General features: G+C 68.0%; 10 protein-coding genes. 6 read left to right on the top strand and 4 right to left on the bottom strand.

From position 1 onward, the window contains the following. Positions 1-34: 34 nt before the first annotated feature. Together AC3WON_RS20400 and purT are read left to right on the top strand one after the other, a co-directional pair. On the top strand, positions 35-1,279 hold the full coding sequence (locus AC3WON_RS20400; protein ID WP_492352614.1) for an MFS transporter: 1,245 nt from the start codon (positions 35-37) through the stop codon (positions 1,277-1,279). 262 nt (positions 1,280-1,541) lie between these two features. Next, positions 1,542-2,747: a formate-dependent phosphoribosylglycinamide formyltransferase gene (purT, locus tag AC3WON_RS20405; RefSeq protein WP_492352615.1), complete on the top strand. Its 1,206-nt coding sequence runs from the start codon at positions 1,542-1,544 to the stop codon at positions 2,745-2,747. Positions 2,748-2,761: 14 nt separating this feature from the next. Here the strand turns inward: purT and AC3WON_RS20410 are convergent, their stop codons facing one another. Together AC3WON_RS20410 and AC3WON_RS20415 are read right to left on the bottom strand one after the other, a co-directional pair. Further along, on the bottom strand, positions 2,762-4,093 hold the full coding sequence (locus AC3WON_RS20410) for a mechanosensitive ion channel family protein (protein WP_492317755.1): 1,332 nt from the start codon (positions 4,091-4,093) through the stop codon (positions 2,762-2,764). Positions 4,094-4,185: 92 nt separating this feature from the next. Then, positions 4,186-4,503: a DMT family transporter gene (locus tag AC3WON_RS20415; protein ID WP_492352619.1), complete on the bottom strand. Its 318-nt coding sequence runs from the start codon at positions 4,501-4,503 to the stop codon at positions 4,186-4,188. A 117-nt stretch (positions 4,504-4,620) separates the two neighbouring features. On the opposite strand from AC3WON_RS20415, the gene AC3WON_RS20420 reads away from it, so the two are divergent. Continuing rightward, the gene (locus tag AC3WON_RS20420) at positions 4,621-5,529 is read left to right on the top strand and encodes a LysR family transcriptional regulator (RefSeq protein WP_492352616.1); all 909 of its coding nucleotides are present in this window, start codon (positions 4,621-4,623) and stop codon (positions 5,527-5,529) included. A gap of 15 nt (positions 5,530-5,544) precedes the next feature. On the opposite strand, the gene AC3WON_RS20425 is transcribed toward AC3WON_RS20420, so the two are convergent. Further along, positions 5,545-6,771: an HD-GYP domain-containing protein gene (locus AC3WON_RS20425; protein ID WP_492352617.1), complete on the bottom strand. Its 1,227-nt coding sequence runs from the start codon at positions 6,769-6,771 to the stop codon at positions 5,545-5,547. 225 nt (positions 6,772-6,996) lie between these two features. Here AC3WON_RS20425 and AC3WON_RS20430 point away from each other — a divergent pair, with 225 nt between their 5' ends. Together AC3WON_RS20430 and AC3WON_RS20435 are read left to right on the top strand one after the other, a co-directional pair. After that, positions 6,997-7,290 carry a putative quinol monooxygenase gene (locus AC3WON_RS20430; RefSeq protein WP_492352618.1) on the top strand — a complete coding sequence of 98 codons (294 nt, stop codon included), beginning with the start codon at positions 6,997-6,999 and terminating at the stop codon, positions 7,288-7,290. A 115-nt stretch (positions 7,291-7,405) separates the two neighbouring features. Then, a complete protein-coding gene (locus AC3WON_RS20435) occupies positions 7,406-8,407 on the top strand; it encodes a cysteine synthase A (protein WP_492317758.1) in 1,002 nt (333 codons plus the stop codon). 13 nt (positions 8,408-8,420) lie between these two features. Here the strand turns inward: AC3WON_RS20435 and prpR are convergent, their stop codons facing one another. Then, positions 8,421-10,385 (bottom strand): propionate catabolism operon regulatory protein PrpR, encoded by a 1,965-nt coding sequence (gene prpR, locus AC3WON_RS20440; protein WP_492317759.1) that lies wholly within the window; start codon positions 10,383-10,385, stop codon positions 8,421-8,423. A gap of 281 nt (positions 10,386-10,666) precedes the next feature. Between prpR and prpB the strand changes: the two genes are divergently transcribed. Beyond that, positions 10,667-11,575 (top strand): methylisocitrate lyase, encoded by a 909-nt coding sequence (gene prpB, locus AC3WON_RS20445; protein ID WP_035816536.1) that lies wholly within the window; start codon positions 10,667-10,669, stop codon positions 11,573-11,575. Positions 11,576-11,774: the final 199 nt, after the last annotated feature.

Consider the following 11,774-nt stretch of genomic DNA (forward strand, 5'->3'; position numbering starts at 1 on the left):
TCACAACGATAACGACAAGCGACGAGACCACACCGTGCCTACCCCCACCGCGCCTTCCCGCTATGAAGCCCTGCGCCCGGCATTGCCGATCCTGATCGGCGCCTCCGTGATGCTCAGCCTGGCCATGGGCCTGCGCCAGAGCCTTGGCATCTTCATGCCGCCGCTGACGCGGGACATCGGCATCTCGGTATCGGATTTCACCATCGCCATCGCGGTACAGAACCTGGCGTGGGGCCTGCTGCAGCCGCTGGCCGGGGCCTGGGCCACGCGGATCGGCTTCCGGCCGCTGATGCTGGCCGGCTCGCTGCTCTATGTGACCGGACTGGTGCTGCTGGCGACCGCGCACAGCATGGTCGGCGTCACGCTGGGCGCGGGCGTGGCCATTGGCGCGTCGATGGCCTGCACCGGCAGCGCCCTGGCGATGGCGGTGGCGGCGCGGCCGGTGTCGGCGGCACTGCGCAGCACGGTGCTGGGGCTGGTGTCTGGCGCGGGCTCGCTGGGCGCGCTGCTGGCGGCGCCGATCGGGCAGATGGTGACGCAGGCCTACGGCTGGCGCGCCGGGCTGGCAGCGTTCGTGCTGCTGGCGCTGGTGATGCTGCCCGCGGCGTGGTTTGCCGGGCGCGTGGACCGGCTGCCGCTGGTGTCGCCCGCAGGGCGCGGCCAGGACAGCGCGCGTGAAGCGCTGGGCACCGCGCTGCGGCACGCGCCGTTCGTGGTGATGGCGCTGGCGTATTTCGTCTGCGGCATGCAGCTGGTCTTCCTGACCACGCACCTGCCGTCGTATCTGGACGTATGCGGCATGGACCCGATGCTGAGCGCGCAGGCGCTGGGCGTGATCGGCGGCTTCAACGTGCTGGGCAGCATCTTCTTCGGCTGGGCCGGCGGCCGCTTCAACAAGCTGATGCTGCTGGGCGGCATCTATACGATTCGCTCGCTGGCGCTGACCTGGTACTTCACGTCGGCGCCCACGCCGCAGAGCACGCTGGTGTTCGCCGCGGTGATGGGCTTTCTGTGGCTGGGCGTGGCGCCGCTGGTATCGGGCTGGATCGCCGAGACCTTCGGCCTGCGCTGGCAGGCCATGCTGGGCGGCGTGGCGTTCTTCAGCCACCAGATCGGCAGCTTTTTCGGCGCCTTCGGCGGTGGGCTGGTCTACGACGCGCTGGGTTCCTACACCGTGGCGTGGCAGGTCGGCGTGACGCTGGGGCTGGCCGCGGGTCTGGCGCAAATTGCATTTGCCGTGGCCACGCGGCGGCAGCCACCGCTGATGGCCACTTCCTGAAACACTGTGCCGGGCCGCCCCGAACGGGGGATGCGGAGGGCGCGCTTAGCACCTAGCATGAACACTGAGCGGTCCGGTCTTGGATCCTCAGGCCTTTTCAAGCCCGCCCCCGCGCGGGTTTTTTTATGGTTCGTCGCTGAATTGGGTGGCACGCGCGCCAGGCGCCCTTCCCTGGCCCATACCAATATGCGCCCCCCTTCGGCGCCGCAGACAGCCCCCAGCACGTACAATCTCGGCTTTCCTTCCCGTCCCACCCGCTGCCATGACCACACTCGGAACGCCCCTCTCCCCCTCTGCCACCAAAGTGATGCTGCTCGGCTCCGGCGAGCTGGGCAAGGAAGTGCTGATTGCATTGCAGCGCCTGGGCGTGGAAACCATCGCCGTCGACCGCTATGACAATGCCCCCGGCCAGCAGGTAGCCCACCACGCGCGCACCATCGCCATGAGCGACCCGGACCAGCTCAAGGCGCTGATCGAGGCGGAAAAGCCGCACCTGGTCGTGCCCGAGATCGAGGCCATCGCCACGCCCATGCTGGAAACCCTGGAAGCCGCCGGCACCGTGCGCGTGATCCCCACCGCCCGCGCCGCGCGCCTGACCATGGACCGCGAAGGCATCCGCCGCCTGGCCGCCGAATCGCTCGGCCTGCCCACCAGCCCGTACAAGTTCTGCGATTCGCTGGATGAACTGCAGGCTGCCATCGACGGCGGCATCGGCTACCCGTGCGTGGTCAAGCCGGTGATGAGCAGTTCCGGCAAGGGCCAGAGCAAGATCGACGGCCCCGAGGGCGTCAAGGCGGCCTGGGACTACGCCATGGCCGGCGGCCGCGTCAGCCACGGCCGCGTGATCGTGGAAGGCTTTATCGATTTCGACTACGAGATCACGCTGCTGACCGTGCGCGCCATGGGCGCCAGCGGCCAGGTGGAAACGCAGTTCTGCGCCCCGATCGGCCACGTCCAGGTCAGCGGCGACTACGTCGAAAGCTGGCAGCCGCAGCCGATGCACCCCGCCGCGCTGGAAACCGCCCAGCGCATCGCGCAGGCGGTCACGGCAGACCTGGGCGGCATGGGCCTGTTCGGCGTGGAGCTGTTCATCAAGGACGAGCAGGTCTGGTTCAGCGAAGTCAGCCCGCGCCCGCACGACACCGGCATGGTCACCATGGCCACGCAATGGCAGAACGAGTTCGAGCTGCATGCCCGCGCCATCCTGGGCCTGCCGGTCGACACCACGCTGCGCAGCCCCGGCGCCAGCGCCGTGATCTACGGTGGCGTGGATGCCCAGGGCGTGGTCTTCGATGGCGTGGACCAGGCACTGAGCGTGCCGCAGACCGAGGTGCGCCTGTTCGGCAAGCCCGAGAGCTTCGTCAAGCGCCGCATGGGCGTGGCGCTGGCGTACGCCGACGATGTCGACACCGCCCGCACCCGCGCCAAGGAAGCTGCCAGCCGCGTGCGTCCGCGCGCGGTCGGCTGAGCGTCAGGCGCAGCTCAGATCGGATGGCTGCTCGCGGCGGCGCCGTGGGCAGGCGCATGATGGACGGCGGCCTGTGCCGCCGCCACCTGCGCCGCGGCCAGCACCGGCGAGATGCGCACGCCGGTCAGGTCCGCGCCTGACGGCGCCTGGTACAGGCGCAGGCCCAGTTCGGGCAGGATCGCCAGCAGGTGGTCGAAGACATCGCCCTGGATGCGCTCATAGTCCATCCACGCGGTCAGCGCGGTAAAGCAGTAGATCTCTACCGGGATGCCCTGCGAATCGGGCTCCATCATGCGCACGTTCAGCAGCAGGTCGTGGTGGATCTCCGGGTGCGCCTTCAGGTAGGCAATGCCATAGGCGCGGAAGGTGCCGACATTGGTCAGCCGGCGCCGGTTGACCGGGTCATTGCCGGCGGCAATCAGCAGGCGGTTGGCCTCGTCGACCTCGGCCTGCTTCTCTTCCAGGTAGTCGTGCAGCAGCCGGAAGCGCATCAGCGCCTGCACTTCCCGGTCCTCCAGGAAGCGCACGCTGCCCGCATCCAGCCGCAACGTGCGCTTGATGCGCCGCGCGCCGGATTCGAACATCTGCCGGTAGTTGCGGTAGCTCTCGGAGAACAGCTTGTAGGTCGGCACCGTGGTCACGGTGTTGTCCCAGTTCTGCACCTTGACGGTATGCAGCGCGATGTCCTTGACGTAGCCGTCGGCATTGCACTGGGGCATCTCGATCCAGTCGCCGATGCGCAGCATGTCGTTGGAGGTCAGCTGGGTACTGGCCACCAGCGACAGCAGTGTGTCCTTGAACACCAGCAGCAGCACCGCCGACAGCGCGCCCAGGCCAGACAGCATCCACAGTGGCGAGCGGTTGATCAGGATCGACAGCACCAGCACCGAGCACACCAGCCCCAGCCCGAGGCGCCCCACCTGGATATAGCCCTTGATCGAGCGCGTCTGCGCCTGGCGGCTGCTGGCGTATACGTCCTGCCAGGCGCTCAGCACGCCGCCAAGCATCAGGAAGAAGCAGATCCACAGGCCGGCATGGGCCAGGCGCTCGATGGCCAGCGCATAGCGGCCCATGTGCGGCACTTCGCCAATGCCGACGGTGATCACCCCGAACCCGACCGCATAGCCGAAGCGCCGATAGGCACGATATCGCGTCAGCGCCTTGCTCCAGGGCGCCTTGCCCCATACCGTCAGCAAGCGATGGGCGATGCGCGACATCACATGGCCGAACAGCCACTGCGCGACCACGGCGATCAGCACCAGCACCAGCAGGTACAAGGCAATCTGGGCCCACGGATGGGCCGGAATACGTTGCTGGAACAGCTCCAGCAGGGCATCGAAACTCATGGAGGGGCGACTTTATAGCCTGGGAGTTGGCCAGATAGTGTACAGAACGTGCCCGCCACACCCCGAATCCGTAACGGATTCCCCCCAAGGTCCTACGCCGGCAGCAGCTTCAATCCGCCAATCCCCACGAAGATCAGCCCGATCAGCACCAGCCGCATCGGCGCGGCGCTTTCGCCCAGGAACAGGATGCCGATCACCGTCACCCCGATCGCCCCGATCCCGGTCCAGATTGCGTATGCCGTCCCGACCGGCAGATGCCGCAGCGCCGCGCTGAGCAGGAAGATACTGACCAGCGCCGCCCCGATGCCCAGTGCCGTCGGCCCGGGCCGCGTCCAGCCGTCGGTATGTTTGAGCGCCAGCGCCATCACGATCTCGATCAGGCCCGCCAGCACCAGCAGCATCCACGCCATCGCCATGTCTTTCATCCAGGTGTGCCGCCCGACACCCATTGCCGGGCACGCCACGCCACTGTAGGCTGTGCAGATCAGCACGAAAACTGGCGAATTCTGCAAAGGGGCTATGCAAACATGCAGGAAGCAGACTGGGACGACCTGAAGTACTTCCTTGCCGTGGGCCAGTCCGGCTCGCTCGCTGGCGCCGCGCGCGCCCTGCACGTCAACCATTCCACGGTCCTGCGCCGGCTGGCGCGGCTGGAAGAGACCCTGGGCACCCTGCTCTTTGAACGCCATGCCACCGGCTATGCCATGACCGCTGCCGGCGAGGCCCTGGCGCACCGCCTAGCCGGCGTCGGCGAGCAGATCGATGCGGCCCAGCGCCAGTTGTCCGGCCTCGACAGCCAGTTGAGCGGCCCGTTGCGCGTGACCACGACCGACACGCTGCTGGGTGGCCTGCTGATGCCCCTGTTTGCGGAATTCCGGTCGATGCACCCGCGCATCCAGCTGCAGATCGTCATCAATAACAGCTTCCTGAGCCTGAGCCGGCGCGAGGCCGATGTGGCGATCCGGCCGGCGAATGCGCCGCCGGAGTACCTGGTGGGCCGTCGTATCGGGCGGCTGCAGACGGCACCATACGCGGCGCGGCGCTACCTGCAGCAACTCGGCCTGCCAACGGAAGCCGACCATCCGCGGCTGGCGGACTGGGCGGCCTATGACTGGGTCGTGCCGGACGAAGCGCTGTCACACCTTGCCCAGGCGCGCTGGATACGCGACCACGTGCCCGAACCCCGCCGCGCCGTCAGTGCCGACAGCCTGGTGGCGATGGCGGATGCCGTGCGGCACGGCATGGGCGCCGGCATGCTGCTGTGCCTGCTGGCCGGGGCCGACCCAGACCTGGTGCGGCTGGCGCCAGTCGATGTAGCCATGGATACCGATTTATGGGTGCTGACGCATCCAGATCTCAGGCACAGCGCGCGCGTGCGGGTGCTGGGCGATTTCCTGTATGAGCGGCTGAGGCAAGGGGAATGGGTGGCGGGCTGAAGACTTGCCCCCGGTTCAGGCCACCGCCGCATACATCTCCATCAACTGCTCATCTGTATACCCCCAGTCGGCCGCGTTCTCAAACGCCACCACCGTTTCGTCGCTATGGCGCAGGTCGATCAGTTCGGTTGGGACGGGCCTTGACTGCGACACGGAATAGAACGCCATCACCTTCGGCCGCAGCGGGTCGGCCTCGTTCTGCGCACAGACCACGGCCAGCCGGTTCGAACGCAGCCGCAGCACGGTGCCGAGCGGGTAGATGCCGACGGTGCGGGTGAAGGCCTTGAACACGCGCCGGTCGAACAGCGTGTCCACACGCACGGCCATGTATTCCATGGCGCGGGCCGGCGACCACGGCTGGTGGCCCGGGCGGCTGGAAGTGAGCGAGTCATAGGCATCGCAGATTGCGCCGATCTTGGCGTGCACGCTCAGTTCGCTCCCCGCCAGGCCGTAGGGAAAGCCACGCCCGTCCACGCGTTCGTGATGGTGGACGCAGACATCGAGCGGGATGTTCGAATAGAGCCGGGCCTCGTTCAGGATGCGGTAGCCAGCCGAAGGATGCCGGCGGTAGATCTCCTCTTCCTCGGGCGTGCGTTCGCTGGCCTTGTGCATGGGGGTATCGGGCAGCGTCAGCTTGCCGATGTCGTGGACCAGGCCGGCCAGGCCGAGCTCGCGCACCTCGTCGTCGGGCAGGCCCAGCGTGCGGCCGACCGCGATCATCAGCGCGCAGACGGCGAAGGCGTGCATGTAGTTTTCGTCGCCACGCGCCTTGAGCCGCGCCAGCGCCAGCAACGCCTGCCCATGGCGCGACAGGGAGCGTGAGGCGGAATCGACCAGCAGCAGCGCGCCGTTGACCTCCAGCGCCCGGCCCATGCGGATGTCGGCGAACATCGAGCCGATCACGGCCTTGCCGGATTGCAGCAGCTCGCGCGCGCGGACAATCTCGGCATCAAGGGCGGCCGCGGGTGGCGGCGCGGTGGCCGGGTCCATGGCGTCGGGCGCGGACTCCGGGACCGGTCCGGGTATTTCCGGCGTGTCCGGCGTGTCCGGCGCTGCTATGTTGCGGCCCTTCAGGATGTCGATCCAGACCTCCTGCACCCCTGCCGACTGTATCTGCCGCACCTGGTCCTCATTGGCGACCAGGAACTTTGCGCGCCAGAACGGATGGTTGATCCACGGGCCGCCAAGCCTGGCGACAAACATCCCGACCTGCAGTTGCTCCGACCGTATGCGTCTCAACATGCGTTACCCCCTCGGATGATGGTTTTCTTGTTGTCGATCCGGTTATCGGCAGCCGCCGGCAGGACTTTAGCCCCCATTGCGGGGGAAGAACCGTGCCGCCCGCCCTTGTCAAGCGCCGCCCGAATGCCCGGACGGCGTCCTCGGGCATTGCCGGGGGCGGTGCCGCCGGCGCTACAATGGCCTGCCCAGTGCTCACAGACGCCAGCCAGTCGCCCCCGTTCACCCATGTCCGGAACGTACACGCTAGTCGGCATCGCCCGTGCCAAGACCCACCGCCGCGAGGCGCTGGTATCCCAGCTCACCACGCTGCGCTTGCGCGGGCTGACCGAGCCCGGCTGCCTGGACTACCACGTCGGGCAAGACGCCGAGGATGCGCGGGTCTTTGTGATCTACATGGTCTGGGACTCCAAGCGCGCGCTCGAATCGCACCTGAACCGGCCCTATATGCGCGATTTCCACGCCTCGCGCGCGGATTTCGTCGAAGGCGATTTCAGTTTCCGCTGGCTCAACGCCGCCTGATCCGCCCGGCCAGGGGCAATCCCGATCACTTTCTGCCATCCCCCTGCTTGTCATTCCCGCCGCACCGATCTATCACTCAATGTGACGCCCGCAGCGGGCACGGCAGGAGTGCACCATGGAAGTCAGGGATGGATTTGCCGGCACCATCGGCCACACCCCGCTGATCCGGCTGGCCGGCCTGAGCGCCGAGACCGGCTGCGATATCTACGGCAAGGCGGAATTCCTCAATCCTGGCGGCTCGGTCAAGGACCGCGCGGCACTCTACATCATCCGTGACGCCGAACGGCGCGGGCTGCTGACGCCCGGCGGCACGGTCATCGAAGGCACCGCCGGCAATACCGGCATCGGCCTGGCCCACCTGTGCGCGGCGCGCGGCTACCGCTGCATCGTCGTGATACCCGATACGCAGTCACCCGAGAAAATGGAGCGGCTGCGCATGCTCGGCGCCGAAGTTCGCGCGGTGCCCGCGAAGCCTTACGCCGATCCGGACAACTACCAGAAGATTGCCGGCCGGCTGGCCGACGAGACCGACAACGCGATCTGGGCCAACCAGTTCGACAACCTGGCCAACCGCCAGGCCCACTACGAGACCACCGGCCCCGAGATCTGGCACGCCACCGGCGGGCATATCGATGCCTTCACCTGCTCCACCGGCACCGGCGGCTCGCTGGCCGGCATCGCGCGCTGCCTGAAAGAGCACAAGCCCGGCGTGCGCATCGTGCTGGCCGACCCGCACGGCAGCGCCCTCTATAACTTCGTCAAACACCGCGAGCTCAAGTCCGAGGGCAGTTCGATCACCGAGGGCATCGGCACCAGCCGCGTCACCGCCAACCTGCAGGACACGCCCATCGACGACGCGGTGCGCATCGACGACCAGACCTGCGTGGACATGGTCTACCGCCTGCTGCGCGAGGAAGGGTTGTTCCTGGGCGGGTCGTCGGGAATCAACGTCGGCGCCGCGGTGGCGCTGGCGCGCGAGATGGGGCCGGGCCATACCATCGTCACGCTGCTATGTGACCGCGGTGACCTGTACATGGCACGGCTGTTCAATGAGGCCTGGCTGGAGGGCAAGGGGCTGCAGCCGATTCCGTTCCGGCGTGCCGGCCCCGCCGGGTAAATGCCTGCGCGGCTCACGCCGCCTTTAGCCGCCGCCACAGCGTGGTCGGGCTGATGCCGAGGACATGGCAGGCCGCGGCGCGGTCGCCGCCGCACTCGGCCAGCACGCGCCGGATATGCTCGACTTCGCTGGACTGCTTCACGCCGGCCAGTGAACGGCGCGGGCGTGTTGCCGGCGCGGCGGGCTCAGCGTCGGCCTCGGCCGGCGCCAGCATGCCATCGCCGAACAGCTCCGGCACGGCTGCCTGCAGCTCGCGCTGCAGCGCGTCGCTGTCCAGCCGGCGCCCGGCCACCAGCACGGCGATCCGTTCGGTCACGTTTTCCAGCTCGCGGATATTGCCCGGCCAGCGGTAGCGCGCCAGCCGCGCGCGGGCCGCGGCGGGCAGGCGCTGCGGCCGGTCCATGCCCAGGCGCTCCTGGGCGCGCCGGTACAGCAGCTCGGCCAGCTCCTGCAGGTCTTCGGAGCGGTCGCGCAGCGGCGGCATCTCGATGCGCAGGATATTGAGGCGGTAGTAAAGGTCCTGCCGGAATGAGCCATCGCGCACCATCGCGGCCAGGTCGCGGTGGGTGGCGCCGATCACGCGCACGTTGACCGGCACGGCGTCGAGCCCGCCGATCGGCAGCACCTGCTTTTCCTGCAGCACGCGCAGCAGGCGCGTCTGCAGCGCGGACGGCATGTCGCCCACCTCGTCGAGGAACAGCGTGCCGTTGTGGGCCGACTCGAACAGGCCGGCCTTGCCGCCGCGGCGCGCGCCGGTGAAGGCGCCCTCTTCATAGCCGAACAGCTCGCTCTCCAGCAGCGCCTCGGGGAAGGCCGCGCAATTGACCGCCACGAACGGGAAGGCGCGGCGCGGGCTGGCGTCATGCATGCCCTGTGCCAGCACCTCCTTGCCGGTGCCGCTTTCGCCGCCGATCAGCACGGTGGAATCGACTGCCGCGTAGCGCCGCGCCAGCTCGCGCAGCTCGGTCATGGCCGCGGAGGTGCCGGCCAGGTCGTCCAGGCTGTAGCGCACCCCGGCCGGCCGCGTGCGGGCGCGCGAGCGCAGGTTGCGGTCCACGCGCTGGATCGCGCTGGCGTCCTGGATGGTCAGCACCGCGCCGGCGGTGCCGGCCTCGCCGATGATGGGGATGCGGTTGACCACCACCATCTTGTCGCCGAGCTTGTGGATCGCTTCCAGTTCCTTGTCGCCGCTCTGCATCACGCCTTCGAGCGCCAGGTTTGGCGCCAGCGTCTGCAGCTTGCGCCCGACCGCGGCAGCAACGGAAGTGCCGAGAAAACGCTCCATCGCCGGGTTGAACGACTGGATGCGCCCTTCGGCATCCACCGCCGCCACGCCCTCGTTCAGGTGCGCCAGGATGGTGTTGACGTAGTCGCGCCGGGTGGCCTCGATGCGGCGCAGGCGCGCGGCCTCGATCGCGTCTTCGAGCGCCATGCGCACCGAGTTGCCGGAGTACAGGAACACGCCGGTCAGGCCATAGCGGTCGGCCAGGTCGGTCACCAGGCCGGGGCCGACCACGACCTGGATGCCTTCCTGCTTGAGCGCCTTCACGCGCGCCACGGCGTCGTCCTCGGTCAGGTAGGTATAGGCCGGGACCGACAGCGAGAACGCGCGCACGAATTCATCCACCTCGGCATACGTCGACGCGTGCGTGACCAGCGCCACCCGCGGCGAGATGCGCCGCGCGGTGGCCAGCGCGCTCATCACGTCGAAGCCCGTGACCTTGACCAGCACCACCGGCACATCCACGTGCTGGCGCAGGTAGGCGCCGTTGGAGCCGCCCGCCACCACCACGTCGAGCCGGCCCTCGCGCGCCTCGCGCGCCACGGCGCTGGCGGCGGCCTCGAAACCCTTGCCGACGATGCGGAATTCGGCCCGGTCGGCGTAGGCCGGAATCAGGTCGGCAAAGGCGCGCGCCAGGCGGCTGATGCCGATGGCCCAGATGCGCGGACGGGCTTGCGTGGAAACGGGAGGAGCCATGGTGCAATGCGGAAGGAATGCGTGGTGAAACCCGGGACGAACAGGCGTACAGTGCTGGCACATTGTCCGCCACGCAGCCTGGGATTTCAACTTTGAATTCCAAACTTGTGATTTTGGAATTCAATTGTGCTGGAAAGATGACATGAAATCGGTGGCCAGGCCAGCCGCCCTGCCCGCCAGCCCAGCGCTGGCAAGGGCTGGCGGATATTCCGTGTGGCCAGGCAAAGGCCTGGCACACCGCTTGCAGTATTAGGCCCGTCCCGTTCACCAACGCATACGCCATGACCTACTCCGCTTCCGACCTCGCGCGCTCCGCTGGCGCCCGCTTCCGCCAGGCGCTTGCCGACGAGCATCCGCTGCAGGTAGTCGGCACCATCAATGCCAACCATGCCCTGCTGGCCAAGCGTGCCGGCTACCGGGCCATCTACCTGTCGGGCGGCGGCGTTGCGGCCGGCTCGCTGGGCCTGCCGGACCTGGGCATCTCGAACCTGGACGACGTGCTGACCGATATCCGCCGCATCACCGACGTGTGCGACACGCCGCTGCTGGTGGACGTCGACACCGGCTTCGGCGCCTCGGCCTTCAACGTGGCCCGCACCACGAAGTCGCTGATCAAGTTCGGCGCGGCGGCCATGCACATCGAAGACCAGGTCGGCGCCAAGCGCTGCGGCCACCGCCCCAACAAGGAAATCGTCTCGCAAGGTGAAATGGTCGACCGCATCCGGGCCGCCGTCGACGCCCGCACCGACGAGAACTTCGTGATCATGGCCCGCACCGACGCGCTCGCCGTCGAAGGCCTGGACAAGGCCATCGAGCGCGCCGTCGCGTGCGTGGAAGCCGGCGCCGACGCCATCTTCCCGGAAGCCATGACCGACCTGGCCATGTACCGCAAGTTTGTCGATGCGGTGAAGGTGCCGGTGCTGGCCAACATCACCGAATTCGGCGCCACGCCGCTGTTCACCACCGAGGAACTCGGCGGCGCCGGCGTGTCGATGGTGCTGTACCCGCTGTCGGCCTTCCGTGCCATGAACAAGGCGGCGGAGAACGTCTACGCGGCCATCCGCCGCGACGGCACGCAGAAAAACGTGGTCGATACCATGCAGACCCGCGCCGAGCTCTACGAGAGCATCGGCTACCATGACTTCGAGCAGAAGCTTGACGCGCTCTTCGCACAAGGCAAGGGCAAGTAAGCAAGACTCACGCGCGGCCGGGCTTTGTCCCGGCCGCTTGCACGACAACAGACAGGCAATACCAGGCATCACACAAAGGAGACCCAGATGTCCGAAGCGCAACCGCTCGTCACTCCCAAGCCCAAGAAATCCGTCGCCCTGTCGGGCGTGACCGCCGGCAATACCGCGCTGTGCACCGTCGGCCGCACCGGCAACGACC

The sequence above is a fragment of the Cupriavidus sp. FW305-46 genome (assembly GCF_058787075.1).

Excerpts from the sequence above, each read along its gene's own strand:
- purT (WP_492352615.1), top strand. The coding sequence starts at position 1,542 with ATGACCACACTCGGAACGCCCCTCTCCCCCTCTGCCACCAAAGTGATG.
- AC3WON_RS20410 (WP_492317755.1), bottom strand. The coding sequence starts at position 4,093 with ATGAGTTTCGATGCCCTGCTGGAGCTGTTCCAGCAACGTATTCCGGCC.
- AC3WON_RS20415 (WP_492352619.1), bottom strand. The coding sequence starts at position 4,503 with ATGGCGTGGATGCTGCTGGTGCTGGCGGGCCTGATCGAGATCGTGATG.
- AC3WON_RS20420 (WP_492352616.1), top strand. The coding sequence starts at position 4,621 with ATGCAGGAAGCAGACTGGGACGACCTGAAGTACTTCCTTGCCGTGGGC.
- AC3WON_RS20425 (WP_492352617.1), bottom strand. The coding sequence starts at position 6,771 with ATGTTGAGACGCATACGGTCGGAGCAACTGCAGGTCGGGATGTTTGTC.
- AC3WON_RS20430 (WP_492352618.1), top strand. The coding sequence starts at position 6,997 with ATGTCCGGAACGTACACGCTAGTCGGCATCGCCCGTGCCAAGACCCAC.
- AC3WON_RS20435 (WP_492317758.1), top strand. The coding sequence starts at position 7,406 with ATGGAAGTCAGGGATGGATTTGCCGGCACCATCGGCCACACCCCGCTG.
- prpR (WP_492317759.1), bottom strand. The coding sequence starts at position 10,385 with ATGGCTCCTCCCGTTTCCACGCAAGCCCGTCCGCGCATCTGGGCCATC.
- prpB (WP_035816536.1), top strand. The coding sequence starts at position 10,667 with ATGACCTACTCCGCTTCCGACCTCGCGCGCTCCGCTGGCGCCCGCTTC.